We start from the raw sequence: 26,269 nt of genomic DNA on the forward strand, positions 1-26,269 counted from the left end.
CGCACATCGCTACCGCGTGCGCTGCCCTTTGGGCCTTACAGCGGGAGTGATGGAAATGCGCAAGGTTTGCCCGGCGCGTAGCACATCGATGTCGTACTCCTTGCCCGGCGCCAGTGCGGCGATGTGCGTGAGCAAATCGGCCACGCTGGCAACGGGATGTGCGCCCACCGCAGTCAGCACATCGCCCGGCCGTATCCCTGCCTGATCCGCCGGGCCACCCTGCAGAACCCCGGTGATGAGCACCCCCCGGAGCGACTCCACGCCAAAAGCCTGCGCTAGTTCCTGCGTCAATTCGGCGGGTTCTACACCGATCCAGCCTCGGGTGACGTGGCCGTCGCGCACGATGGCTTCCAGTACGGACTTGGCCGTCGATGCAGGAATGGCAAAGCCGATCCCCATGCTCCCGCCCGAACGCGAATAGATCGCGGTATTGATTCCCAGCAATCTCCCTGCGGTATCGACGAGTGCCCCCCCCGAATTGCCGGGGTTGATGGCTGCATCGGTCTGGATGAAGTTTTCAAAGGTGTTGATGCCCAGCCGATTGCGTCCCAACGCGCTCACGATCCCCGCCGTCACCGTCTGCCCCACACCAAAGGGGTTCCCGATTGCCAGCACCTGATCCCCCACCTGGAGTTGGTCGGCATCGCCCCACACGATGGCCGGGAGCCGATCCGGCTCAATGCGCAAAACGGCCAAATCAGAATCCGGGTCGGTGCCGATCAACCGGGCAGTGGTACGTCGGCCATCGTAGAGGATCACTTCGATCTCGTCGGCGTTTTCCACGACGTGGTTGTTGGTCAGCACGTATCCCTGGTCACTGACGATGACGCCGCTGCCCAGCCCCACCTGCGTCTGGTCTGGCTGTTCGCCAAAGAAAAAGCGGAACCAGGGATCCCCGGCAAGAGGGTGCGGGCGGGCGGTCTTGCTAATGTTGATGCTCACCACTGCGGATGAAGCCCGCGCAGCGGCCTCCCGGAAACTGCCCGGCGTGGGTACACGCGGTGCGATGTGGGGGGCAGGAATTGCGACGGCAACCGGGGGAGGGCTATGGGTAGCCAACCAACCTGCAAACCAGCCCGGCCTGAGCGTGGCGACGACAAAATACGCCGCCAGCAGCACAGTGACCGACTGCGAAAACAATAACCACAGGCGCAACATCACCAGTGTTTCCCCCAGGCAGCTTGGCAGCCCGACCCCATGTCTGCCTGCCCTGTTCGCCTGCAATATCCTTCAGAAATTGTAGGTTCCCCGTGGAAATCATGCACCGCGCAGCCGATGCGCCACCCAAGCCTCCTGTGGGCGCGCCCTGCAATGGATGCGGGGTATGTTGCCTGCTCGAACCCTGCCCCTTGGGACGGCTGTGGGCGCGCCGTCGTACTGGGGCATGTCCTCTGCTGATCTGGCACCCTGGGGATCGGCAATACCGCTGCGGCGCGCTCGTCGCCACCCCTGCCCTGCTACCACGGCCCGTGTACCAATGGATGCCTTGGCTGGCCCCACTGCTGCGCACCTTGGCACAACGCTGGATCGCCGCCGGCCAAGGCTGCGATTGCAACGTGGAGGTGTATACGGCACCCCCTGGCAAAGGTTTGCGGCTTCCGGACTGATGCGCAAGGAACCGCCGCCATCGCGACTGCCGTCGCTCACTCCAGGTTCTGCACCTGTTCGCGCATCTGTTCGATCAGCACCTTGAGATCCACGGCAACGTAGGACAGTTGCACCGCGCAGGATTTGGCGCCCAGGGTATTGGCCTCGCGTTGCAGTTCCTGGACAAGGAATTCGAGCCGCTTGCCGACCGTTCCCCCTTCGGCCAGCAGGCGCTCGATTTCTTCGAGATGCGAATGCAGGCGGGTGAGTTCCTCGGCAACGTCAATGCGCAGGGCAAAGGCGGTGGACTCGGCGATGGCGCGCTCGTACACGGCAGAAGGAGTGTGGGAGTGGCCGACCAACCCCATCCCGTCGCGCCAGCGATCCAGAAATCGCTGGCGTTGGTCGGCAACGATGGTCGGCACCATAGGCTCCGCTGCATCGACCAGGGTGCGAATCTGCCGGGTGCGGTCGAGCAACATCGCAGCCAGTCGATTGCCTTCGTTTTCCCGCGCAGCAAGCAGGGCGTCGAGCGCTTTGTCGATCAGCGTGAGCACGTCGTATCGCCAGTCGTGCCCACTGGTGGCCTCGCCTTGCGCAAAATCCAGCACCTCGGCTACGGACAGCTCACGTGCCTGGGGTAGCCGGGCGCGGATGGCGTCTTGCGCTGTGGCCAGCCGATGCAGCCATTCTTCCGAGGGGATAGCAAGCCCGGTGGCGTCGCCACCGTCGATTGATGCACGAATCTCGACCTTGCCGCGCTGCAAGCGCTGCTGCACGCGCTCGCGCAGCAGCGGCTCGAAAGCGCGCAAGGGGTCTGCAAGGCGGAAGACCATTTCGAGATTGCGCCCGTTGACGGAGCGAATCTCGATGGCAAGGCGGCGTTCTTTTCCGTGTGGCGGCAAGCCCGCTTGCACCCCCCAGGAAGCGCATTCTCCTTGCACACTGGCGAATCCGGTCATACTGTACACTGGCATTTTGGGTCTCCCGCTGGGTGGTTTATCCCCGGGAGAATACCCCCTCGGCGCCTCGGGGACTTCTTTGCAAGTACTGCAGGTGCTGTGGGTGCCGTGGCATCCATGTCCAAGCCCAAGCCTTCTCCCCTGCCCCCCAACACGCTGATTGGCGGCTACCGCGTCGTACGCAAGGTGGCTGCTGGCGGTTTTGGCGTCGTCTATCAGGCCATTGGGCCGGACGGCCAGCAGGTCGCGATCAAGGAATACCTCCCCGCTTCGCTCACGACGCGCGACCCCGGCGCCCTGCTGCCGCAAGTGCAGCCGGAAAAACTCTCCCTCTACCGGCTCGGGCTCAAGAGCTTTTTCGAGGAAGGCCGCTCGCTGGCACAGATTGCGCACTCTTCCGTGGTAAGCGTGCTCAATTTCTTCCGCGAAAACGAAACGGTCTACATGGTGATGAACTACCTGGAAGGCGCCAGCCTGCAGGAGTACATCCTCGTCGCACGCGACATCAAACAATCCAAAGTGTTTCGCGAATCGACGATCCGCTCGCTGTTCGACGAAATCTTGCGTGGCCTGCGCATCGTCCACCAGCACAAGATGCTGCATCTGGACATCAAGCCAGCCAACATCTTTATCACCGACGACAACCGCGCCGTGCTCATCGACTTTGGCGCAGCGCGGGAAGTGCTGAGCAAGGAAGGCAACTTCGTGCGCCCGATGTATACCCCCGGCTTTGCCGCGCCGGAGATGTACCGCCGCGACACCGCCATGGGCCCGTGGACGGACATTTATGCCATCGGCGCTTGCATCTACGCCTGTATGCAGGGCTACCCTCCCGTCGAGGCGCCGCAGCGCCAGACTGCGGACAAGATGGTGTCCGCCCTCAAGCGTCTGCGCGGCATCTACTCGGACGACATCATCGAGATGGTGCAGTGGTGCATGGCGCTCGATCCCCTGGCGCGCCCGCAGTCGGTATTTGCGTTGCAAAAGGAACTCAACCGTGCAGGCGCACGCCGGTATACCAAGCTCGGCATTGGGGACAAAATGCGTATGCAGATCGGCACGATCGTCGACGGGGGCAAAAAGTCTGCGGATCAAGCCACCGTGCTCGATCCACGGTAGGAAATCTGAAGCCACTATCCTGAACCTGCCCTCAGGCCAGGGGCACGGTGTACCGCCCTGCAAGGGCAGGGTTTCAAACCCGTGTTAGGGCAGTGTTAGTTTTTCGATGAAATCACCGTTATTTTTGGAATTACTGGGGTCATTGCGTTGATGAGGTTTTCTGTCTTTCAGGTTAGCCGCAAGGGCGGTCGTAGCAACAACGAAGACCGCATGGGCTATTGCTACACGCGGGATTCCGCCGTGTTCGTCCTCGCGGACGGGATGGGTGGCCACCCGCAAGGAGAGGTCGCTGCGCAGCTTGCGCTCGAATCCATCGTCGAGCTGTTCCAAAAAACCGCCGTACCCCGGATTGAGGACGTGCCCGTGTTCTTGGCTGACGCCCTGATGACCGCGCACCGCCAAATCCTGGGATATGCGGACAAGCGCGGAATGAGCGATTCCCCACGCACGACGGTCGTCGTCGCCGTCATCCAGTCCGGCCACGTGTGGTGGACGCATTGCGGGGATTCACGCTTGTACTGGGTGCGCCAGGGCGACCTGCTCACCCGTACCCGCGACCATTCTTTTGTAGAACAGACCAACATCCACCCCGCTGCCACGGTGGACCCCAGGCGCATCAACCGCAATGCCCTGTTCACCTGCCTGGGTTCTCCCACCAAGCCTGTCTTCCAGATCGGCCCTTCGATGCCTCTACAGCAGGGGGACAAGCTCATGCTCTGCTCGGACGGCTTGTGGTCGAGCCTGAGCGAGGCAGAAATCATCTCCGAACTCACCTGCAAAGCCGTCGATCATGCAGTGCCGGACATGGTCGAGCTTGCGCTGCGCAAGGCGGGCGACAAAAGCGACAACGTCACCTGCATCGGCTTTGCGTGGGAAATGCCGGATTCGCCGGAAGTCACGCCCTCAGAAAGCCCCGCAACCTCCACCAGCGACGGCATGTTTGCCTCCACCGTCCAATCGACCTGGGTCGATATCCCCCACGCCGACGACCTGGACGATGCGGCCATTGAACGTTCGATCACCGAAATCAACGCCGCCATCCGCCGCTCTGCGGAAAAAAAGCACGACCTCAAAATCGACTCCAAAGCCGATTCCCAAACCGACCCCAAAGCCGCCCCCCAAGCCGAATCGCTGCCCATGCAGCCCCGGTGACTCCACCATGCAAATCGTTCTCGCATCGGGCAACCGTGGCAAGCTCGCGGAATTGCAATCCACGCTGGCGCCGCTGGGCGTCGAACTCATCGCACAGGGCACGCTAGGCGTTCCCGAAGCGGAGGAACCCCACCACACCTTTCTGGAAAACGCCCTGGCCAAAGCCCGCCATGCCAGCGCGCACAGCGGTTTGCCCGCGATTGCCGACGACGCAGGCTTGTGCGTCGATGCCTTCGGTGGGCAGCCTGGGGTGACCACCGCTGACTACGCCACGCGCTTTGGCTACCCCAAGAGCGATGCCAACAACGTGCGCGCCTTGCTCGAACAAATGCAGGGGGTGGAAGACCGCCGGGCATCAATGGTTTGCACCCTCGTCGCATTGCGTTCGGCAACGGATCCCGAACCACTCGTTGCCACCGGGCGCGTCACGGGGCTGATCACCCGTACACCTGTGGGCGACCAGGGCTTTGGATTCGACCCCGTGATGTTTCTTCCTGCATTCGGCAAAACCTTTGCCGAACTCCCCACGGATGTGAAAAACGCGCACAGCCACAGGGGGCAGGCCGCACGGACGATGCTTGCGTTGATCCGCGAGCGCTGGTTACCCGGCTTGCCGTGACTAGTAGCCCGTTCCGCAAAGGTTCCGTAGCAATCCCGCAGTGATTCCTGCCTTTGGGGCCTGCGCCCCTTGCAGCCATTGCGTCCCCCAACCAACCGGGCTGGCGCTGTACGTCCACATCCCGTGGTGCGTACGCAAATGTCCATACTGCGATTTCGCCTCGGTAGCCTTGCACGGTACCTTCGTACCTCAGCAGCGGTACCTCGACGCCCTGCGCGCCGATCTCGACGCCACAGCGTCCCAGGCTGCAGGGCGGACGATCTCCAGCATCTACGTCGGTGGAGGCACGCCCAATCTGCTGGCGCCAGACGCCTTGGGCGCACTGCTAGAGCACGCGCACACCGTGTTGTCCGTCGCCCAAGACTGCGAGATCTCGATGGAGGCCAATCCCGGGGTCGGCGTGCCGCAGCGCCTGCGGGACTTTCGTGCGGCGGGGGTCAACCGCCTTTCTTTGGGGGTGCAGAGCTTCGACGACACCCTACTGGCACGCATCGGCCGCGTACATGACGCAGCCCAGGCACGCGATGCCGCCGCTGAAGCCGCACGCACCTTTGGGACGTGGAACCTCGACCTGATGATCGCACTGCCCGGCCAAAGCCTTGACGGGGTGCGCAGCGACCTGCACGCAGCCCTGGAATGGGGAGCGCCGCACATGTCGGTCTACACGCTCACCATCGAAGCCCACACGCCTTTTGCCAAGAATCCGCCCACGCTGCCCGATGCGGACAGGGCCGCAGACATGCACGACCTGGCCATCGACCTGCTCGGCGCCCAGGGGCTGGATCGTTACGAAGTCTCCGCCTTCGCCCGAGATGGACATGCGTGCCAACACAACCGCAACTACTGGCAATTTGGCGACTATCTGGGCATCGGTGCCGGTGCGCATGGCAAGCGCAGCCAAGGCCACCACGTAGTGCGCCAGACCCGTTTGCGCAACCCCGAACGCTACATGGAACATGCCCTGCAAGGCCGCGCCGTGGCGCAGGAACGCATCGTCCCCGCAGCCGACCTACCCTTTGAATTCCTGCTCAATGCGCTGCGGCTGACCCAAGGTTTTGCGGTGGCCTCGTTCGAACACTGCACAGGGCATTCGATCCGGGACATCGAACCCCAACTGGAAACAGCCGTCCGCCAAGGATGGATGGTCTACGACGGTACCCAGGCCCAGCCTACGCGCCGTGGGCTGGATTTCCTCAGCGACCTGCAAAGCTTGTTTTTGCCAACGACATAGCCGTGGGGGAACGGCTGTTGCGCCTTGGAAGGCATACATCCCCCCACACCATCACTGCTTTGCCTGTGTGTGGTGGTGTTCGCTGTGGTAAAGCTTTTGTTCCCAGGGAACATGCGGGTTGCGCTCCAAGAGCAGCAGATGCGCTCCCTCTGCGCCGCATGGGTCTGCGTAGCGGGTGATAGGTGTAGCGGTCAAGCCCGCTCTTGAGGCCCGGATAGACATCCTAGAATCTCCGTTTTGCTTTATTGTGGTGAATTGGTATGCCTCACGTCGTTACCGAGGCCTGCATCAAGTGCAAATACACGGATTGTGTGGATGTCTGCCCCGTGGATTGCTTTGTGGAAGGCCCGAATTTCCTTGCGATCGATCCCGATGAGTGCATCGATTGTGCTGTTTGCGTTCCGGAATGTCCGGTCAATGCCATCTATGCCGAGGAAGATGTCCCCAAAAACCAGCGCCACATGATCAAGCTCAATGCAGAAGTGGCCAAGTTGCCAAATTGGCAGACGATCACCAAACGCAAGGCCCCGCTTCCGGAAGCGGAAGAATGGAAAGACAAAACTGACAAGCTCAAGCATTTGATTCGCTGAGTCATTGCAACCCAGATAGTCCATGAGGGTTTGCAGGGCAGGTGGATGCAGTGGCGAGGCAGTTTTGGCCTGAGCTTTGGCCTGGGCTGAGGCGTACATAGCTTGCGCTATGAACAACGAAGAAGGGCAAAAATGGCCGCCAATGCGCCGCCTGCACGCAAACAGCACCGAAGGGGCGTCTCATGGACTATCTGGGTTCAAGTCATGCGGTAACTTTGTTGCCCCCGCTTGCTGCTGCTTGCTCTCGCCCTTGTTCGATCTTGCCCCGATGATCCGATGCTTCGGAGCGTTTTCTGTGGTAGGGTTTTCCACGGTACCCATCCTGTTGTAAGCCCGACAACGTGGCGTTCGGTTGGGGTGCTACTGGGGCAAAACATCAAAACATCTGATCAAAAATTGCCGGGTTACACTGCATCCCCTTTTTTTGCCCCATGTCCAGCACAGCGTTTTTTGCTGCGTTCGGCTTGTGGGCAGTCCCCATCAGGAGTGGTTCATGGCTGTTCAACAAAACAAAAAATCACCGTCCAAGCGTGGTATGCACCGTGCCCACGATGCCCTGCGCGTTCCCGGCTTGGCCGTAGACAAAACGACCAATGAGACGCATTTGCGTCACCGTGTCAGCCCTACCGGCATGTATCGCGGTCGCCGGGTATTCGGTGCCGACGGGGCTGCGGACTAATCGTTGCATAGCATTTCGGCCCGAGGCGTCGCATTGATGCCTCGGGCCTTGTTTTTGCTCTCTTTCATCACCGCTTTCGGGTGCTGCGTACTGACATGATCCCGATTGGCGTGGACTGTATGGGTGGGGATTTCGGTCCCGATGTCGTTTTGCCTGCTTGCGAGAGCTTCCTCGCGCAATGCCCTGATGCATCGTTGATGTTGGTTGGCCAGGATGCGCACAGTGCTCGCTTGGTTCACCCGCGTGCAACCTGGGTCAGCGCCAGCGAAGTCGTCGCCATGGATGACCCTGTGGAAGTGGCGTTGCGGCGGAAGAAAGATTCTTCGATGCGGGTGGCTTTGGAGCTACTGAAGTCGGCCAAGGTGGCAGCGGTCGTCTCCGCAGGCAACACCGGAGCGCTGATGGCGATTGCGCGCTATGTGCTCAAAACCCTCGAAGGCATCGATCGTCCGGCTATTGCTGCGCTGATTCCCAATGCACGTTCCGAAGCGACCACCGTGCTGGACATGGGGGCCAATGTCGATTGCCAGCCTACACATCTTCTGCAATTCGCCATCATGGGTGCTGCGCTCGTTTCCGTACTCAGCGGGAAAACCCATCCCACGGTAGGGTTGCTCAATATTGGCGAAGAGGCCATCAAGGGCAACGAAGTCATCAAAAAAACAGCGGAATGGCTGCGCGAGGCCGCTGCGGCAGGGGTTTTGAACTTCCACGGCAACGTCGAGGGCAACGATATTTTTCGTGGCACAGTCGATCTCGTGGTGTGCGATGGCTTCGTCGGGAATGTCGCCCTCAAAAGCAGTGAAGGGCTGGCGCGGATGATTTCGGATTCGCTGCGTGCCGAGTTCTCGCGCAACGTCTATACCCGCCTTGCCGGGGCGCTGGCCTACCCCGTGCTGCGCTCCCTGCGCCAACGTGTAGACCATCGCCGCTACAACGGCGCCCCCTTGCTGGGTTTGCGTGGGCTGGTATTCAAGAGCCACGGCAGCGCGGATTCCTTCGCTTTCACCAACGCACTCTTGCAGGCGTACCACGCAGCCCGGAATCAGTTGCTCGAACGGCTAACGGAGCACATCGCACAGGCTACGCCTTTTCTGGGCCGGTTGGATACGTCGCCCGCCACTCGTGCCGCCAGCCAATCCCCTTTGGTGGCTTGAGTACGTACTGCTTGCGCGTGGCGGCTACGCGAAAGGATCGACATGTCCCAGTTTTCCCCCCTGTTTTCCCGAATCGTCGGTACGGGCAGTGCGCTGCCTCCCCAGCGAATCACCAACCAGGATCTCGTAGACCGACTTGCAGCCCGGGGCGTGGAAACGAGCGACGCATGGATCGTCGAACGCACGGGCATTCGTGCGCGCCATTTCGCAGAAACCGGCGCTGCGACCAGTGATCTGGCCGTGGAAGCGGCGCGTAACGCGCTCAATGCAGCGGGCTTGGCGCCCCAGGATGTCGATCTCCTGATCGTCGCGACGTCTACGCCGGATATGCTCTTTCCCTCTACGGCGTGCATCGTGCAGGGCAAGCTCGGCATCGTCGGCGCCCCTGCCTTCGACGTACAGGCTGTCTGTGCCGGGTTCGTCTATGCATTGACGGTGGCCGACGCCATGATTCGCAGTGGCAGCGCAAAAACGGCTCTGGTCATCGGCGCAGAGGTGTTTTCCCGTTTGCTCGATTTCGACGACCGCGCCACCTGCGTACTGTTTGGTGACGGTGCTGGTGCCGTGGTGCTTGCCCGCTCCACAGAACCCGGAATCCTGGCCACAGAAATCCACGCGGATGGCCGACACACCCACATCCTTCAGGCCCCGGCCCAATTGAGTGGAGGGCGCGTGCTCGGGCATCCTTTCGTTCGCATGGATGGGCAGGCAGTGTTCCGGCTGGCCGTGGGGTTGCTCGATGAAGCCGCCCAGAGTGTGCTGGCCAAGGCGGGGCAAACCTGCAAAGACATCGACTGGCTGATCCCCCACCAGGCCAATTTGCGCATCATGCAAGGCACGGCGCGCAAACTGCATTTATCGATGGAGAAAGTTGTCGTCACCCTTGATGCCCACGGGAATACCTCTGCGGCGTCGATTCCCCTTGCCATCGACGTGGCCATGCGTGACGGACGGCTCCAGAAGGGCCACACCGTCGTGCTCGAAGCCGTTGGCGGTGGGTTCACCTGGGGTGCCGCACTGCTGCGCATCTAGGGTCTTTCTTGCATAGCCCCGCTTGCATTGCTCTGACTTCACGACTCACCTTCCCTACCCATTTTTCGGCCCACTTCCCATGGCTAGCACGTCTTTTTTGCCTTTTGCTTTCGTATTTCCTGGACAAGGATCGCAGTCCGTCGGCATGCTCGACGGCTGGGCGGATCATCCCGAAGTCCGGCATGTACTGCAAGAAGCCTCTGACGCCCTGGGCGAAGACTTGACCACGTTGATCCGCCAAGGCCCCAAGGAGGCTTTGGCGCTGACCGTCAACACGCAGCCTGCAATGTTGGTTGCGGACATTGCGGCGTACCGGGTATGGATGGCGGAAGTCGGTGTCGCCCCTGCGGCGTTGGCTGGGCATTCGTTGGGGGAATATGCCGCGCTGGTGGCTGGTGGCGCCTTGTCGTTGTCTGACGCGGTACGGCTCGTTCGCTTTCGCGCCCAAGCCATGCAATCGGCGGTTCCCGCTGGGGTCGGCGCGATGGCGGCTATTCTGGGCATCGGAGGCGATGTCGTGGCACAGGTATGCGCGGAAGCATCCGCAGAAAGCGCCCAGCCCATGCATCCAGACGCGAGCCAAGAGGCCGATGCCCGCGACATCGTCGAAGCGGTCAATTTCAATGACCCCATGCAAACCGTGATTGCGGGGACGAAGGATGCCGTCGACCGCGCCTGTGCAATGCTCAAGACTCGCGGCGCCAAACGCGCCGTGTTGCTCCCGGTGTCAGCGCCCTTCCATTCGAGTCTGATGTATCCGGCAGCATGCCAACTGCAAACCCGCTTGCAGGAAACGCCGTTCACCATGCCGCAGATCGACGTGTTCCACAACGTCGATGCCCAGCCCCACAGTAGTGCCGAATCGATCCGCGAAGCGCTCGTCAAACAGGCATACCACCCCGTGCGTTGGGTCGAATGCATTCATGCCTTGGCAGGGCGCGGTGTGCGGGCCATCGTCGAATGCGGACCTGGCAAAGTACTCACCGGCCTGACCCGCCGTATCGACCCCAGCCTGCAAGCCCTGGCGCTATTCGACCCCGCGACGTTGACCGAAACACGCACCGCGCTCTCGGCCCCTGCTTCCGATTCCATGCCGTCTTCTGTTACATCGGCATAGGCCCCTGCCCTGCTCCCCCCATCAAGAGGAACCACGACATGGAAACCGCAGCCCCCACATGCCCAAGTTTCGTTGGCAAGATGGCCTTGGTCACCGGCGCTTCGCGTGGCATTGGTGCAGCCATCGCGCAAGAATTGGCGCGCTGTGGGGCACAGGTGATTGGTACAGCCACCACGGCAGAAGGAGCGATGCAGATTTCCTCCGCTCTATCCTCATGGCCCGGATGTTGTGGGGAGATGCTTGACGTCCGCGATGCTACGCAAGTCCACACCCTGGTCGATCGGGTCGTCGCAGCCCGCGATGGGCTCCACATCTTGGTCAACAACGCAGGGATCACCCGGGACGGACTGGCGATGCGTATGAAGGACGAAGACTGGGACGCCGTGTTGCAGACCAACCTTTCCGGCGTATTCCGTCTCTGCCGTGCCGTGCTGCGAACGATGACCCGGCAGCGCTATGGACGCATCGTCAACATCACTTCCGTAGTCGGCGCCAGTGGCAATGCAGGGCAGGCCAACTACGCAGCAGCCAAGGCAGCCGTGGCTGGCATGTCGCGTGCATTGGCCCGCGAAGTGGCATCCCGGGGGATTACCGTCAACTGCGTCGCACCCGGATACATCGACACCGACATGACGGCAGTGCTGACCCCCGAACAGCGGGAACGTCTGTTGCCCTCGATTCCGATGGGACGGATGGGCACGCCGCAGGACATTGCACATGCTGTGGCCTATCTGGCCAGCGAGCACGCCGCATACGTCACCGGGCAGGAATTGCATGTCAACGGCGGGATGTACATGGCGTAAGCCCCTGTACCAGCAGCTTTGCGCGAGACTGCCGTGTATGTCGTGTATGCCGTCGATTTGTACTACACACGCTGCCGCTATACAGAATGAAGCCGACACTTCCTCCATGACAGGAAGGCAAGGCGCTTGCACTTTTTTGGAATGCACCCTTTTATCCCCCGCCAAAATAGGGTGCTGGCTAGAATGGCGGACTTTCAACACCTCTCTGAGGCCCGTTCATGAGCGATATTGAAGCACGTGTAAAGAAAATCATTTCCGAGCAACTCGGTACTGACGAATCCAAAATCACCAATGACAAAGCCTTCGTGGGCGATCTGGGTGCCGATTCGCTCGATACCGTTGAACTCGTCATGGCGCTTGAAGACGAGTTCGGTATCGAGATTCCAGATGAGGATGCCGAGCAAATCACTACTGTGCAGCATGCCATCGATTACGCTTTGGAGCATGCCAGCAAATAATCCCTTCCCCTTGGGTTCCCGGCGCCTACGAAATACCGGGTTGTTGCATATCGGACAGGTACTCATCAAGTAGTGCCTGCTTGAGTAGTACTTTCTCGATGAGCATTTTCTCGATGGGTACTTTCTCTGGGTTGGCGCAACCCCGTAACCAAATAGTTCACGCAGACAAGCAGCTACAAAGCCTGTTTTGTGGGTGTGCTGTCTGTGGTGTGTTGCAGGGAAATTCCAGTACGCATTGCCGGGTACGCGCTGCAGGTTGTCACAGCCTGTAGCCGTGCAATCCCTGTTCTGCTTCGGAATCTGGCTGGCGTCCTTGCGCACTATTGCACTTGGTTTTGCGCCTGGTTTTGTGCTGTATTGCGTTCTTGTTTCCCCACGTTTCCACTGCGTTATCGTCCTGCGCAGTGACTTGGCGCAGTGACTTGGTTTTTTCACTTGGGTTCGTGCATGCCCCTTGACAGCGAGGGTAGTGGGCAGAACCTGCTTCATAACCTGCTTTATTCCTGCTGAGTTCTTCATGTCTCGACGCCGTGTAGTCGTAACCGGTCTGGGTTGCGTGAGTCCCTTGGGCTGTTCGGTCGATACCCTGTGGAGCAATTTGCTCGCAGGTCAGTCTGGGGTGGTTCCCATCACCCGCTTCGACGCTTCCACTTTTGCATGCCAAATCGCCGGGGAGGCCCGCGATTTCCGCGTGGAAGAGTACCTCAGCGCCAAGGAAGCACGCACGATGGATACGTTTATCCACTTCGGCATTGCTGCCGCAGCACAGGCTGTTCAGGATGCAGGGCTGCCCACCGGCAATGCGTTGACCCCCGAAATGGCCGAGCGCATCGGTTGCATCATCGGTTCGGGAATCGGCGGGCTACCGATGATTGAAGCCACGCACGGGGAATTCTTGCAGCGTGGCGCCCGGCGCATTTCCCCGTTCTTCGTCCCTTCGACGATCATCAACATGATCTCCGGGCATGTGTCGATCCGCCATGGCTTCACCGGCCCCAATCTGGCGGTGGTGACTGCGTGCGCAACGGGGCTGCACTGCATCGGGCAGGGCGGCCGGTTGATCGAATACGGAGACGCCGATGTCATCGTTGCCGGGGGTGCGGAAGCTGCTGTTTCCGTGTTGGGTACGGGGGGCTTTGCTGCCATGCGGGCCTTGAGTACGCGCAACGATGACCCCGCTACGGCATCCCGCCCCTGGGACAAAGACCGCGACGGATTCGTTCTGGGCGAAGGCGCCGGTGTGCTGGTGCTCGAAGAATACGAACACGCTCGTGCCCGAGGCGCCAGGATCTATGCCGAATTGGCAGGCTTTGGCATGAGTGCCGACGCAGGCCACATGACTGCGCCAAGCATGGATGGCCCGCGCAGAGCAATGGTCAACGCCATGCGCAATGCTGCGGTCCATCCTGAAGACATCGACTACATCAATGCCCACGGTACTTCCACGGTGCTGGGTGATATCAATGAGACCCTCGCGATCAAGGCTACGCTGGGCGACCATGCTTCGCGTGTCGTGGTCAATTCGACGAAGTCGATGACAGGCCACCTGCTAGGTGGAGCCGGAGGGCTGGAATCGTTGATCACCGTGCTGGCGATCTACCACCGCAAAAGCCCGCCAACGATCAATTTGCACAACCCCGACCCCCAGTGCGACCTTGATTACTGCGCGAACACCGCACGGGATCTGGATATTCGCGTTGCGCTCAAAAACAACTTCGGCTTTGGTGGGACGAACGGAACCCTCGTGTTCCGTCGAATCTGAACTCCTCACAAGGCCCACACTGCTTTCCACGTCTCTATACACCTCGTCTCTACGCACCTAGGCGGTATTCCCCATGCACCCTGCCCCTGCGCTGCGGTATCCCGTCCAGCGTGCGGCTGCGGAAGGATGGGTACTGCTGGGGGTGATAGTGCTGGGCGCGGCACCGGTGCTTGCATGGATACATCACGCAGCAGGGAGTGCCTGGTATGGGCTGGGAATCTGGGCTGTAGCAAGTGCCTCGGCCTTGGTGCAATGGTGGCGCACTCCGCCAGGGTTCTTGCACTGGGATAGACAACGCTGGATCTGGAACACCACAAAGGAACCAGCCGCTGTGCAGCCGGAAATCCTTCTGGACGTGCAGTGGGCGTTGGTCGTGTTGTTGCGTAGCTGTCCGCCCGCTTCTGCCGGCAATGTCTGCCGGTGGGTATTGCTACAGCGCTCCCATGCGCCGAAACAGTGGTTGGCGTTGCGCAGGGCGCTATATGCGCCAAGTTCCAACGCACCGCTACACAGTCCCCACCGTGTGGGGTAGATACAGCACCTACCTATTACTGCACCCTATGTTTGCGGTGCAAGGCGTGATTCCATGCAGGGTCCTGCATCGCCAGTGTTCTGCGCCACCCATTCGGCAAAGCCATGGTGTACCCCCACTGCGGGGAAGCCATACAGAGCCGGTACCTCGTAGGGGTGTAGGTGCAGGATGCGATCCCGCAGCGCTGGCCAGCATTGCGCAGTCGTTTTGAATACGATGCGCACTTCGCTGGCATCCTCGATCTCGCCTTGCCAGCGGAATACGCTTCGGATGTCTTCCCACTGCGCACACGCTGCCAGCCGTTCTTCCACCATGGTGCGGGCCAGCTTGCGGGCTTCTTCCTGGGTTGCGACAGTGGTGGTCACGATCCACAACGAGTCAGTCATGGTAAGAACCTATTTCAGTAGGCAGGCGAGCCGAAGCAGTGTGCGTGGCGCCGGAGCGCAGGAACCGGAATGTACTGACAGTACATGAGGATTCCGAGCACCGCCGCCACGTGCAATGCGATGGCGCAGCCCCTACTGGAATAGGTTCTAAGTCCTTGGCAAGGTTCCTACATGGGTGGGGAAAGGGCATGGGGGCAAAGGCATGGGGAATCACCAGGCCAAGATAGGCTGGGAAAGTTGCGCCAAAACCGCTCCAAAACAGCTCCCAAGCGCCTCCTACAATGAATTTTTCGATCAAGACGGATGCGCATCATCGTGATGGAAACCAGCGGCAATTTGTTTGTAGTGGCAGCCCCCAGCGGGGCCGGAAAGTCCAGTTTGGTGCGCGCACTGCTAGCACAGGACAGTCGTGTACATCTGAGTATTTCGCACACCACTCGCCCCCCGCGTGGGCAGGAAGTGCATGGTCGCGAATACTTTTTTGTATCCGATGACGAGTTCGACGTCATGGTGCGCGACGATGCATTTCTGGAATGGGCACACGTGCATCGGTATCGTTATGGCACGTCCAAACCCGCGATTGCGGATCGTATCGAACAGGGCGAGGACGTGCTGCTCGAAATCGATTACCAGGGGGCCTTGCAGATTCGCAATCTTTTTGCCCAGGCAGTGCTGATTTTCATCCTGCCACCCAGTTGGGAAGAATTGCGTCGCCGCCTGGAAAATCGGGGCGAAGACCCGCCGCAGCGCATCCAGGAAAGGCTGCGCAATGCCATGCATGAGGTCGGGCATGCCCGACATTTCGACTTTGTTATCATCAATGGTTCTTTTGATCAGGCTTTGTCCGAGCTGGGAATGGTCGTCCAAACGCAACGCTTGCGGTATTTTTCCCAGCGACGTTCCAAACCGGAAGTATTCCAAGCTCTTGCTTTGGAATGATGAATTCGTTCTCGTGGGGGAATGGGCATTAGGCCTTTTCCTCTACGTCGTTCCCCCATTCCCTTACTTCAGCGTCCTCGTTCGCATTGCCATGGCTCGTGTCACCATCGAAGACTGCTTGCAGCAGATTCCCAATCGGTTCCAGCTCGTGCTGGCTGCTTCGTACCGTGCACGCATGTTGAGCCACGGCAACCCTCCCCGCGTCGAAAGCAAAAACAAACCCGCAGTGACAGCGCTGCGGGAGATTGCCGCTGGCAAAGTCGGCATTGAGATGCTGCAGAAGGTTCCGCTCTAGGAACCAAGGCCAGGCAACCCCCGGTGATCCCAGGGGGTTGGGGTTAGGGTTGGGTGTGCATACATTTTTTGGCTTTGCCTTGGCACGGCTGAATCGCAACTTTCGTCGGGTTTCGGGTTCTGCGCTATATTGCCTTGCATGAACGGCCCGCAGCCCACCGCAGTGACGTCCTCCCAGGAATCCCCCTCCCCCGGCACTCCTGCTTATCCCCGGGATACTGCGGTTGAGGCCCTGTGCCTGGCGCTTGCTGAAAAACTGCAGTACTTGACGGAGGGCGAGTTGGTTCGTGTCCGCGAAGCGTGCCAGTTTGCCTGCGACGCACACGCTGGGCAGACCCGCCGCAGCGGCGAGCCCTACATCACACACCCTATCGCCGTTGCCTCGCAATGCGCCGAGTGGAAGCTTGATGCGCAAGCCATCATGGCCGCGCTGCTGCATGATGTGATCGAAGACTGCGCAGTGAACAAGACGGTGTTGCAGAGCCGATTCGGTTCTCCCGTCGCGGCAATGGTCGACGGGCTGACCAAGCTCGATAAGCTGAAATTCAGCACCAGAGAAGAAAACCAGGCCGAATCTTTTCGCAAGATGTTGTTCGCGATGGGGCGCGATGTGCGCGTGATCCTCATCAAGCTGGCAGACCGTATGCACAACATGCAGACACTGGCGAATCTCTCACGCGAGGGGCAAGTGCGGATCGCGACAGAAACCCTCGAAATCTATGCGCCCATTGCCCACCGTCTGGGGTTGAACCAGACCTATCTCGACTTGCAGGATCTGGCGTTCCGATACCTGCTGCCCTGGCGGTACACGGTGCTTAGCAAGGCACTCCAACGTGCGCACAAGCGCAACCGCAACCTATTCCGCACGGTGCAATCGACCTTGGAGCGGGCATTCCATACGCATGGGATGAAGGTGGAAATTACCGGGCGCAGAAAAAGCCTGTATTCGATCTATCGCAAGATGTGCGAGAAAAACCTCAGCTTTGCGCACGTCACGGACATTTTTGGCTTTCGCATCCAGGTTCCCGGCCTGTTGGACTGCTACACCGCGCTGGGGCTGCTCCACCAAATTTACAAACCCATTCCGGGCAGGTTCAAGGACTACATTGCCATATGCAAGAGCAATGGATACCAGTCACTGCACACCACAGTCATCGGCCCTTCTGGAACAAGCATCGAATTTCAGTTGCGTACCGAAGCCATGCATCTCGTTGCGCAATCGGGGGTGGCTTCCCATTGGATGTACAAAAAACAGCGCGGTTTCGACCCCAAGGGACAGACCGAGTGGGCGTGGCTGCAGTCGCTCCTCGAAGTCGGAGAAGCCGTGCAAGACAGTGTCGAATTCTGGGAGCACATCAAGGTTGGGCTGTTCACCGATGCCATCTACGTCTTCACCCCGCAAGGCAAGATTCACGCCTTGCCCCGTGGGGCCACCGTTCTCGACTTTGCCTACGCCGTGCATAGTGATCTGGGCAATCATGCAGCCTATGGCGTGATCGACAACGCGACCGTTTCCCTGAGTACCGAGCTGCGCAACGGCAACACCGTCCATATTCATCGGGACAGCAGCGTCACCCCCAATCCGAGTTGGCTGGAATTCGTTCATACCCCCAAGGCGCGTACCAAAATTCGCCAGCACCTCAAAACCCTCCACCCCCCCGAATTGCAGACGCTGGGCCAGCGGTTGCTGTTGTGGGCCTTGCGTTCCGAAGGCTTTGACAATGTACCTGGAGAACAGGGAAGTGCCGCCAGCGTTTGGGACAAGCTGCTGCGCTTTTCGGGTACGCGATCCAGCACAGAGTTGCTCGCTGAGATCGGTTCCGGTCGCCGCCTGGCCCACGTCATTGCCAAGAGGCTGGCCAAGCTGCTTGTCGATAGCGGCCATGCCCCCAATCCCTCCTTGCTCTCGGTAGAGCCCCCGCCTACCCAAGAAGAGGTGAACAGTGGAATGGTCACGATCAATGGCGGCGAAAGTACAGCCGTACGCTATGCCACCTGCTGTCGGCCGATTCCAGGCGATGACATCCTGGGCTACCTCGGGCGCGGGGAGTCCCTCACCATCCACATTTGTGGTTGCAACGTCGCCCAAAAACTCCAGCACCGCAATCGGGATCGATTCATCCCTGTGCAATGGGGGCCGAAGCCGGTCCGCTCTTTCGAGACCGAGATCATCGTCACGGTGGGAAACGGCAAAGGCGTTTTTGCCAAGGTTGCCGCTTGTCTCTCTGCAGCGCAGGCGGACATCCATCGCGTCAACATGCCTGATGCCTCCGTGCGAGGCCCCACGCGCATTCACTTCATCGTTGGCGTGCGCGACCGCAAACAACTCGAAACTGTGTTGCACCGTCTCCATAACGAGCCTTGCGTATCCAGTGCCCGCCGTGGCCACAGCCAGCCACCGCCGTCTGCAGAACAGTCGGATACGCTCACGTACTGATGATGTGTTTCGACATACGCGATCCGTGCAACGTGCCGCCGACAGGCTCTTTATCGCACCAGGCTGCTAATCCCGATACGCTGCGTATCTCGATAGGCGGCTGATTCGATAGGCTGCTGATCCCGGTAGGCGTGCATCGGTCTTGTTGCTCCTCCCTGCTTTGCCACGGTAGATAGCCCGAGGTGCTGGCCAGAGCGGAGCGTCTTGGGGGCATCATGCCTTTTGTATCTATTTCCTTCGCCGCATTCAATAATGACTTCTCTTTCCGTCTATGACCTGTGGGCCGATGTACAGGCCGTTCGCACCCATGCTCCCCTGGTACACAGCATCACCAACCTGGTAGTCACCCACTTCAATGCCAACGTCTTGCTTGCTGCTGGTGCATCGCCCATCATGGCGCATGCGCACGAAGAAGTGGCCGATCTGGCCAGCGTGGCCCAAGCGCTGGTCCTGAATATTGGCACGCTCGACCCGTACTGGGTGCAGAGCATGCAGTTAGCGATGGAGCCAGCAAGCAAGCGGGGAATCTGTGTCGTGCTTGATCCCGTCGGTGCAGGGGCCACCCCCTACCGGGATCGCACCATCGCTGCCCTGCTAGCCCAACCTGGCGTAACGATCCTGCGGGGCAATGCTTCGGAAATTCTGAGCGTGGCGGGCCAGGCTGGCAATACCCGGGGTGTGGACAGCTCAGCGCATACAGACGATGCCTTGGTCGCAGCCAAAGACTTGGCGCAACGGCTGGGTTGCGTGGTGTGCATCAGTGGGGTGACCGACCACATCGTCGATCCTCTCGGCCGCCATGCGCTTCTTGCCAATGGCCACCCTTGGATGACCCGCATTACGGGCGTGGGCTGCTCGGCCACGGCGCTCATTGGGGCATTCGGCGCCGTGCAGCAGGATGCCTGGCGCGCCACCATCTCTGCGATGGCCTGCTGGGGCATCGTCGGGGAACTGGCTGCCGAAGCCGTGCAGCGTCGGCAGCAGGGGGTGGGGAGCATGCAAGCCGTCATGCTCGATACCCTGCAATTGCTGGGCGCGGAAGAATTTGCCCAACGCCTCAAGCTGTCTGTGCTGTCGGTCTGAACGACGACTAGAACGGACAAATGGCAGACATCACGCCCCCCCGCATGGGGTGGGTGGGGCCACAGCGGCCCTGGCTGTATTTGGTGACCGACCGTGGATGCATGGGCGGACGACCCTTGGCAGAGGTCGTCTTGGCTGCGGTGCAAGGTGGGGTGCGATGCGTGCAGTTGCGCGAAAAGCATCTGCCCTTGGCCGACTTTGTTGCGATGGCGCGTGCCTTGAAGGCATGGCTGGCCCCAACGGGGGTTCCGCTGGTGATCAATGACAACATCGACGTCGCCCTCGCCTGCGAGGCGCACGGTGTACACCTTGGTCAATCGGACACCCCGGTGCATCTGGCGCGCAAACAGCTCCCGCCGGACGTCTTCATCGGGTTATCGATAGAAACGATGGCAGACCTTCACGCCGTACCCGCTGGGTGCGTGGACTACCTCGGTGTCAGTCCGATCTTCGCCACCCCAACCAAAACCGACACCCGCACCGTTTGGGGGCTGGATGGGCTGCGTACCGCACGGGCACTGACCACCCTGCCCCTCGTCGCCATCGGCGGCATTCACGCCGACAACGTGCATGCAGTGCAAGAGGCCGGCGCAGACGGCATCGCCGTCGTCAGCGCCATCTGCGCTGCCTCCGATCCCTGCCAAGCAGCAAAGAATCTGCTGGCGTAGGGTGCTGCGCCCGACAACGCCCCCTGGTTCGTCCCATTCCCACTGCGGTGACTCCGGGTTGCAGGGCAGCGGGTAGCCTGACAGCCCTACACACCATTGCCCCTAGGCAACTGCCACTGCCTGCGCATCATCATGGTGCATCTACACCCAGTACCGTGTCCAGTATGCACCTTGATGGTGATGGTTTGCACTATGCTACGCACTTTTTTGGAGCATTGCGTATGAAACATACTTCCGTCAACGCTTTTCTGAACGACGTGGCCCAGCGCAATCCCGGTCAGCCAGAGTTCTTGCAGGCTGTCACGGAGGTCATGGAAAGCCTATGGCCGTTCATTGCCGCCCATCCCAAATACGCGGAATATGGTTTGCTGGATCGACTGGTCGAACCCGAGCGCGTAGTACTGTTTCGCGTTTCCTGGGTGGACGATCATGGCGATGTGCAAGTCAACCGGGGGTATCGCATTCAACACAGCATGGCCATCGGGCCGTACAAAGGCGGTTTGCGATTTCATCCTTCGGTCAATTTGTCGATTCTCAAATTCCTGGCATTCGAGCAAACCCTGAAAAACGCTCTCACCACCCTGCCCATGGGTGGCGCCAAGGGTGGTTCGGATTTCGACCCCAAAGGCAAAAGCCCTGCGGAGGTGATGCGGTTTTGTCAGACGTTTGCTTCCGAGTTGTTTCGCCATGTCGGCGCGGATACCGACGTTCCAGCGGGAGACATTGGCGTTGGGGGCCGTGAGGTAGGGTTCCTGGCCGGGATGGTGAAAAAGCTCACCAACCGTGCAGATTGCGTCCTCACCGGCAAGGGTTTGTCGTTTGGCGGTTCGCTGATCCGCCCCGAAGCCACAGGCTACGGCACCGTGTACTTCGCCGAAGAAATGCTCAAGCAGCGAGGCATGCGCTTCGATGGCCTGCGGGTGAGCGTTTCCGGCTCTGGCAACGTGGCCCAGTACGCCGTTGAAAAGGCTATGGCACTGGGTGCCAAGGTCATCACTGTGTCGGACTCTAGCGGTACCGTCATTGATGAGGACGGCTTCACCACAGAGAAGTTGGCAGAACTGATGGAGGTCAAAAACCACCTGTACGGCCGTGTCAGCGACTACGCCCAGCGCACCAAAACCCGTTTTGAAAGCAATGTGCGGCCTTGGGCTGTGCCGGTCGATGTAGCCCTGCCCTGCGCGACCCAAAACGAACTCGACGGCAACGATGCAGCCATGCTGGTGAAGAATGGGGTCCAGTGCGTCGCTGAAGGGGCCAACATGCCCTCGACCTTGGATGCTGTGAAGGTTTTTGAAGGAGCCAAGGTGCTCTACGCACCCGGCAAGGCCAGCAACGCAGGCGGCGTAGCCACGTCCGGCCTGGAAATGAGCCAGAACGCCATGCGCCTATCTTGGCCGCGCGAAGAAGTTGACGGCCGACTGCACGGCATCATGCGCAGCATCCACCAGGTGTGCCTGGAGCATGGGCGCCACAGCGATGGCTCGGTCAGCTATGTCGATGGCGCCAATATCGCCGGTTTCGTCAAAGTGGCCGATGCCATGTTGGCGCAGGGCGTGATCTAGGCTTTGGCGCAAGCGCGGCGTAGCCATGGCTGCGAAAGGGCTGTGGTAGTCGCGCTTGGCGCTCAATATGCAAAGCGGATGACCCAAGGCAGCGCTGCCATCGCGATTCCCAGAGCTCCTCTACAACAAGATCGTCTGCGCAAGTCATAGGAACGGTGGGGGACTATGCATTCCCCCCACACTTCAACTCCACAGCGGCGCAAGATATTCCAGATATTCCAGGATCGCGCTTACAGGCGCGTTCGTATGCAGGAATTGCACGAGCTTGGCAAAAACGTAAACCAAGCCGATTGCCAAGATGATTTTGATGCGGAAATCGATATCGCGCTTGGGCGGTCGAACCACTACTGGCGGACGGCTGCCTGCAAAGACATCAATTTGAGAGATATCTCCGATAAATTCTGGATACTCTTCGTCATGCTTATTCAGCAGGTTCACGAGTTCGAGGCCCTGCTCAAGCGTAAAGCCCTTCCGGGTACCTCCTCGCGTGTCATTCGTCAAGTCAAGGATGTAATCCCGGCAATTCTTGGAACCCCACATCTTCTCAATATTTTTGACGATGTGGGGATACTTGTTGAGGTGTTGCATGGCGTACAGCGTTCGGCGCAGTCCCTGGGACCGGGGGTGATTGTGCAGTCTCGAAGATAGATGCGACGGGCACTATGATTCTGCGCAGTCTGTTGGTATCTAGCGGACTGGTGGTGGTCATCGCGTACTGCTTTGGTGTTGGCGATGATCGTTTTTCTGCTCAACTTTTTGGAACATAACGGTATGGAAACCTCTTTCCCTCGCCTCAATGAACCCGCGCCGAATTTTTTGGCCAAGACCACGCATGGCGACCGCAGCCTGTCGGACTACAAGGGCAAATGGTTGATTCTCTTTTCGCATCCAGCGGACTTCACCCCGGTATGCACCACGGAATTCATGGGCTTTGCCAAGGCTGCCGCAACCTTCCGGTCTATGAACTGTGAGCTGCTGGGCCTGTCGATCGATAGCTTGTTTTCACACCTGGCTTGGACGCGCAACATCCAGGAAAAATTCGGTGTCGAGATCACGTTCCCGATCATCGAAGACATCAAGATGGAAGTAGCCAAGGCTTACGGCATGGTGCATCCCGGCGCTGCAGACACCCAAGCCGTCCGTGCCACCTTTTTCATCGACCCCAACGGCATCCTGCGCGCGATGGTGTACTACCCGATGAGCAATGGCCGTTCGATCGACGAATTCGTGCGCTTGCTGCGTGCCATGCAGACGAGCGACAAGAACCAGGTTGCGACACCAGAAGGATGGCAGCCGGGCTGCGACGTGATCATCCCTCCGCCCAAAACCAGCGATGCCGCCGCCAAGCGTGCCGGGGAAGGCTACAAGACGACCGACTGGTACTTCTCGACGAAGTCGCTGTAACGCGAGCACAGCGGAAGAGAGCGCCATGGCCTACAAACTTGCACGGTAGCCTATAGGGACGATGCACGGAGATACTCAGATATGCCCCGTGTACCCACATGTACCCGCGTAATTCGGTATGCCATGTATGCCATGTATACCGCGTACTCTGGGTTTGCAGCAGGCGCGTGCTGCTCAACGCCCCCTGTGGCAACTGCCGTGGCGCTTGCGAAAGTCGTAGGGCCATTCCGGGTTCGCCTCGGCAAAAATGCCACGTCGCTCTTTGCGGGCAAGTGCTTCTTCGGCGCCAAACTCCCGCACCTTGCCCCGCCAGCGTGCAGCCCAAGCCATGCCGTCACGCACCATGGCGGCGTTGACGTTGTAGCCCCCAGCGCCATCCACAAACACGTATGCCAAATCTCTGCCATAGTCGTCGTACGTGCGGATGTCGATACGCAAAGTTTTGCCTTTCACCCGGTTCCACAGCGCTTGCCGTGCAACCACTCCGCCGCTTTGGCATAGCTCCGGCGCATCGATACCCAGCAGGCGTATCTTGCGTGGGGTGCGATCCACTTGTACCCAGAGTGTGTCTCCGTCTGCCACGCGCAAAGCCTTCGCAGCCACTGTTTCGGCAGCAAGAGGAGCCGCGTGAAAAAGTACGGCAAAAAAGACGACAGGCAAAGCAAGCACCGCAATGCTGGCAACCACTTGGTGCATGCTGCATGGCCTCAAAAACATTGGCATCCACATCGCGAAGACTCCGGAAAAACCCACCACAGAGGAATCTGGGCGAGGATACTGCCGCCGTTGATGCGCAGTGTGCTGTACACACGGCCAGCCTCCCCCTCCGTTTCGCACAGCAATCGTGCCGAAAACTAGTGCTAATACACTGGCCTTATTCCCGGATATGGCATGAAAGTGAACCTGCTAGACTCTTTGGAATGATGCGTTCGGGGGCAGAGTCTGCAGGCTCAGTAGGGTCTTTCGATGATTGATTTGCGTGAATTGCGCCTGGAAGATGCCCTCGCTTTGCTGGGGCATGGGGCTGCTGCCCTGCCTGATTCCGCCAAGGATGATCAGGCTTATGTGCAGGCTGTGATCGATCGGCTTTGCGAGTTGTCCTTGAAAGACCCTCTGACGGGCTTATCCAACAGAAGGTATTTTTTCGAAGCACTGCGCCGAGAAATCGAAGTTGTCACACGCTCCGGAGAACCCGCGCTGCTGTTGATGCTCGATATCGACCATTTCAAATGCATCAACGATACCTATGGCCACCCCGTGGGCGATGTGGTCATTCGATCCATAGCGCAAACCTTGGCCGGCTGCGTTCGTCCGATGGATACCGTCGCACGGTTTGGTGGCGAGGAATTTGTCATCATCCTGCCAAGTTGCCAAGGGCATTTCGGGATCCAGGTGGCCGAAAGAATCCGCGAGTCCGTCGCGGCGATGAATATCATGACTAGCAGTGGAGTAGCGCTGAAAGTCACCATCAGCATTGGTGGGGCGTTTGCGCCTCGTTGGGTGCGCTCGACGCCGGAACTATGGCTGGATCGTGCGGACATTGAGCTGTACCGGGCCAAGTCGGAAGGGCGTAACCGCGTCTGCATCGAACCCCAGCCACTGCTTTCCGTCAGTGCCGAGGAAAAAAGCCTACTGTTTGGATCCCTGTCCCTGGAAGAGCCTGCTGCGTGGATGGATGGGATGATGGCGGATCCTGCCGGAGCGGGCAGTGCTGCGTCTACCGGTAGCACCATTACAAGAGTCAACTAAAGCGATGAGCGAATCCCCGTCTCCCGTCCGTGTAGAGGCGCCCTCGCCCGAAGTTCCCTTGAAGCCTCTCGGCAAGGTGATGGCCGTCACCAGCGGGAAAGGGGGCGTGGGCAAGACTTTCGTCTCGGCCAATCTGGCAGCGTCACTAGCCAAGCGGGGCCACAAGGTGCTGGTGCTGGATGCTGACTTGGGGCTGGCCAACCTGGACGTGGTGCTCAACCTTTATCCCAAGGTCACGTTGCACGATGTATTCACTGGCAAGGCCGCGCTCGACGATGCAATCGTTCGCGCGCCAGGCGGGTTTTCGGTGCTGCTGGCCGGGTCTGGCATGGTCGAATACTCCCGGCTTACGCCCAATGTGCGCGAAGACTTTCTGCGCATCATCGGTAGCCTGCTTCCCCGCTTCGATATGGTGCTACTCGATACCGGCGCCGGGATTTCCGATGTCGTGCTGTTTGCCGTCTCGCTGGCCAGCGAGGTACTCGTCGTGGCAACCCCGGAACCTACTTCGCTGACCGACGCCTACGCCACGATCAAGGTACTCGTCGGGGAACAACACCGACGCATCGTGCGGATGGTGGTCAACCAAACCACGCGCATGGGCGATGGCCGCGCCATCACAACGCAGTTACAGCAAGTGTTGGATCGTTTTGTCGTCTCCAAACCCGGGGAAAAGGTGCGCCTGGTGCATGTCGGGGACATTCCCGCCGATGTGGCCGTGCGCCAGACGATCATGAAGCGCCAACTACTGGTGCAGCACATGCCCGGTTGTCAGGCTGCACTGGCGATTGCACAGCTTGCAGCCAAGGTGGAAGACTTTCTGATCGGCAAGGCTGCGTGACAGCAAGTCCGAGCCAGTACAGGTAGAGCAGGTATCGGCACAGGGTCAGCACAGGCCCAAGCACCCCAATGCAGCAGCAAGGCAACAACCTTGGGGCCACCCC

At 59.8% G+C, this 26,269-nt stretch carries 28 protein-coding genes; 23 read left to right on the forward strand and 5 right to left on the reverse strand.

Annotation, left to right across the window (positions count from 1 at the left end):
• Positions 1–9 precede the first annotated feature (9 nt).
• Positions 10–1,158, reverse strand: coding sequence for a S1C family serine protease (locus CENROD_RS03315; protein ID WP_022771674.1), 1,149 nt, complete (start codon positions 1,156–1,158; stop codon positions 10–12).
• A 101-nt stretch (positions 1,159–1,259) separates the two neighbouring features.
• Here CENROD_RS03315 and CENROD_RS03320 point away from each other — a divergent pair, with 101 nt between their 5' ends.
• Positions 1,260–1,607 carry a hypothetical protein gene (locus tag CENROD_RS03320; RefSeq protein ID WP_041193952.1) on the forward strand — a complete coding sequence of 116 codons (348 nt, stop codon included), beginning with the start codon at positions 1,260–1,262 and terminating at the stop codon, positions 1,605–1,607.
• Positions 1,608–1,643: 36 nt separating this feature from the next.
• On the opposite strand, the gene CENROD_RS03325 is transcribed toward CENROD_RS03320, so the two are convergent.
• Positions 1,644–2,564: a YicC/YloC family endoribonuclease gene (locus tag CENROD_RS03325; RefSeq protein ID WP_022771676.1), complete on the reverse strand. Its 921-nt coding sequence runs from the start codon at positions 2,562–2,564 to the stop codon at positions 1,644–1,646.
• Positions 2,565–2,666: 102 nt separating this feature from the next.
• Here CENROD_RS03325 and CENROD_RS03330 point away from each other — a divergent pair, with 102 nt between their 5' ends.
• From CENROD_RS03330 to CENROD_RS03395, 13 genes are all read left to right on the forward strand, one after another.
• Positions 2,667–3,668 carry a serine/threonine protein kinase gene (locus CENROD_RS03330; protein WP_022771677.1) on the forward strand — a complete coding sequence of 334 codons (1,002 nt, stop codon included), beginning with the start codon at positions 2,667–2,669 and terminating at the stop codon, positions 3,666–3,668.
• A 150-nt stretch (positions 3,669–3,818) separates the two neighbouring features.
• Positions 3,819–4,820, forward strand: a complete 1,002-nt coding sequence (locus CENROD_RS03335) for a PP2C family protein-serine/threonine phosphatase (protein ID WP_022771678.1) — start codon at positions 3,819–3,821, stop codon at positions 4,818–4,820.
• 7 nt (positions 4,821–4,827) lie between these two features.
• Positions 4,828–5,439: an RdgB/HAM1 family non-canonical purine NTP pyrophosphatase gene (rdgB, locus tag CENROD_RS03340; RefSeq protein ID WP_041193223.1), complete on the forward strand. Its 612-nt coding sequence runs from the start codon at positions 4,828–4,830 to the stop codon at positions 5,437–5,439.
• A 40-nt stretch (positions 5,440–5,479) separates the two neighbouring features.
• Positions 5,480–6,670, forward strand: a complete 1,191-nt coding sequence (gene hemW, locus CENROD_RS03345) for a radical SAM family heme chaperone HemW (RefSeq protein ID WP_022771680.1) — start codon at positions 5,480–5,482, stop codon at positions 6,668–6,670.
• A 260-nt stretch (positions 6,671–6,930) separates the two neighbouring features.
• A complete protein-coding gene (gene fdxA, locus CENROD_RS03350) occupies positions 6,931–7,260 on the forward strand; it encodes a ferredoxin FdxA (RefSeq protein WP_022771682.1) in 330 nt (109 codons plus the stop codon).
• A 493-nt stretch (positions 7,261–7,753) separates the two neighbouring features.
• Entirely contained in the window at positions 7,754–7,939 is a 186-nt protein-coding gene (gene rpmF / locus CENROD_RS03360; RefSeq protein WP_022771684.1) for a 50S ribosomal protein L32, read from the forward strand.
• Positions 7,940–8,034: 95 nt separating this feature from the next.
• Complete coding sequence (gene plsX, locus CENROD_RS03365) at positions 8,035–9,096, forward strand: phosphate acyltransferase PlsX (protein WP_022771685.1); 1,062 nt, start codon at positions 8,035–8,037, stop codon at positions 9,094–9,096.
• Between the two features lie 42 nt (positions 9,097–9,138).
• Entirely contained in the window at positions 9,139–10,128 is a 990-nt protein-coding gene (locus tag CENROD_RS03370) for a beta-ketoacyl-ACP synthase III (protein WP_022771686.1), read from the forward strand.
• Positions 10,129–10,207: 79 nt separating this feature from the next.
• Positions 10,208–11,245, forward strand: a complete 1,038-nt coding sequence (gene fabD, locus CENROD_RS03375) for an ACP S-malonyltransferase (RefSeq protein WP_022771687.1) — start codon at positions 10,208–10,210, stop codon at positions 11,243–11,245.
• A gap of 38 nt (positions 11,246–11,283) precedes the next feature.
• The gene (gene fabG / locus CENROD_RS03380) at positions 11,284–12,048 is read left to right on the forward strand and encodes a 3-oxoacyl-ACP reductase FabG (protein ID WP_022771688.1); all 765 of its coding nucleotides are present in this window, start codon (positions 11,284–11,286) and stop codon (positions 12,046–12,048) included.
• A gap of 218 nt (positions 12,049–12,266) precedes the next feature.
• A complete protein-coding gene (gene acpP / locus CENROD_RS03385; RefSeq protein WP_022771689.1) occupies positions 12,267–12,506 on the forward strand; it encodes an acyl carrier protein in 240 nt (79 codons plus the stop codon).
• Positions 12,507–13,023: 517 nt separating this feature from the next.
• On the forward strand, positions 13,024–14,268 hold the full coding sequence (gene fabF, locus CENROD_RS03390; RefSeq protein ID WP_022771691.1) for a beta-ketoacyl-ACP synthase II: 1,245 nt from the start codon (positions 13,024–13,026) through the stop codon (positions 14,266–14,268).
• Positions 14,269–14,341: 73 nt separating this feature from the next.
• The gene (locus CENROD_RS03395) at positions 14,342–14,800 is read left to right on the forward strand and encodes a hypothetical protein (RefSeq protein WP_022771692.1); all 459 of its coding nucleotides are present in this window, start codon (positions 14,342–14,344) and stop codon (positions 14,798–14,800) included.
• Positions 14,801–14,826: 26 nt separating this feature from the next.
• Here CENROD_RS03395 and cutA read toward each other — a convergent pair whose 3' ends face one another.
• A complete protein-coding gene (gene cutA / locus CENROD_RS03400) occupies positions 14,827–15,186 on the reverse strand; it encodes a divalent-cation tolerance protein CutA (RefSeq protein ID WP_022771693.1) in 360 nt (119 codons plus the stop codon).
• 318 nt (positions 15,187–15,504) lie between these two features.
• Between cutA and gmk the strand changes: the two genes are divergently transcribed.
• The 6 genes from gmk (at position 15,505) to gdhA (ending at position 22,172) form a co-directional block, all read left to right on the forward strand.
• Positions 15,505–16,125 carry a guanylate kinase gene (gene gmk, locus CENROD_RS03405; RefSeq protein WP_041193962.1) on the forward strand — a complete coding sequence of 207 codons (621 nt, stop codon included), beginning with the start codon at positions 15,505–15,507 and terminating at the stop codon, positions 16,123–16,125.
• 91 nt (positions 16,126–16,216) lie between these two features.
• Entirely contained in the window at positions 16,217–16,420 is a 204-nt protein-coding gene (rpoZ, locus tag CENROD_RS03410; RefSeq protein ID WP_022771696.1) for a DNA-directed RNA polymerase subunit omega, read from the forward strand.
• Positions 16,421–16,558: 138 nt separating this feature from the next.
• On the forward strand, positions 16,559–18,856 hold the full coding sequence (locus CENROD_RS03415; RefSeq protein WP_022771698.1) for a RelA/SpoT family protein: 2,298 nt from the start codon (positions 16,559–16,561) through the stop codon (positions 18,854–18,856).
• Positions 18,857–19,108: 252 nt separating this feature from the next.
• Positions 19,109–19,939, forward strand: a complete 831-nt coding sequence (gene thiM / locus CENROD_RS03420; RefSeq protein WP_022771700.1) for a hydroxyethylthiazole kinase — start codon at positions 19,109–19,111, stop codon at positions 19,937–19,939.
• 20 nt (positions 19,940–19,959) lie between these two features.
• Complete coding sequence (thiE, locus tag CENROD_RS03425) at positions 19,960–20,607, forward strand: thiamine phosphate synthase (protein WP_238551817.1); 648 nt, start codon at positions 19,960–19,962, stop codon at positions 20,605–20,607.
• Between the two features lie 221 nt (positions 20,608–20,828).
• Positions 20,829–22,172, forward strand: a complete 1,344-nt coding sequence (gdhA, locus tag CENROD_RS03430; RefSeq protein ID WP_022771702.1) for an NADP-specific glutamate dehydrogenase — start codon at positions 20,829–20,831, stop codon at positions 22,170–22,172.
• 183 nt (positions 22,173–22,355) lie between these two features.
• Here the strand turns inward: gdhA and CENROD_RS13470 are convergent, their stop codons facing one another.
• Positions 22,356–22,760 carry a hypothetical protein gene (locus CENROD_RS13470; protein WP_022771703.1) on the reverse strand — a complete coding sequence of 135 codons (405 nt, stop codon included), beginning with the start codon at positions 22,758–22,760 and terminating at the stop codon, positions 22,356–22,358.
• Positions 22,761–22,943: 183 nt separating this feature from the next.
• Here CENROD_RS13470 and CENROD_RS03440 point away from each other — a divergent pair, with 183 nt between their 5' ends.
• Positions 22,944–23,576: a peroxiredoxin gene (locus CENROD_RS03440; protein ID WP_022771704.1), complete on the forward strand. Its 633-nt coding sequence runs from the start codon at positions 22,944–22,946 to the stop codon at positions 23,574–23,576.
• A gap of 174 nt (positions 23,577–23,750) precedes the next feature.
• Here the strand turns inward: CENROD_RS03440 and CENROD_RS03445 are convergent, their stop codons facing one another.
• On the reverse strand, positions 23,751–24,272 hold the full coding sequence (locus CENROD_RS03445) for a thermonuclease family protein (RefSeq protein ID WP_022771705.1): 522 nt from the start codon (positions 24,270–24,272) through the stop codon (positions 23,751–23,753).
• Between the two features lie 270 nt (positions 24,273–24,542).
• Here CENROD_RS03445 and CENROD_RS03450 point away from each other — a divergent pair, with 270 nt between their 5' ends.
• The gene (locus tag CENROD_RS03450; RefSeq protein WP_022771706.1) at positions 24,543–25,325 is read left to right on the forward strand and encodes a GGDEF domain-containing protein; all 783 of its coding nucleotides are present in this window, start codon (positions 24,543–24,545) and stop codon (positions 25,323–25,325) included.
• A 4-nt stretch (positions 25,326–25,329) separates the two neighbouring features.
• Positions 25,330–26,166 (forward strand): MinD/ParA family protein, encoded by an 837-nt coding sequence (locus CENROD_RS03455; protein ID WP_022771707.1) that lies wholly within the window; start codon positions 25,330–25,332, stop codon positions 26,164–26,166.
• Positions 26,167–26,269 lie beyond the last annotated feature (103 nt).

Source organism: Candidatus Symbiobacter mobilis CR, from assembly GCF_000477435.1.
GTDB lineage: Bacteria > Pseudomonadota > Gammaproteobacteria > Burkholderiales > Burkholderiaceae_C > Rhodoferax > Rhodoferax mobilis.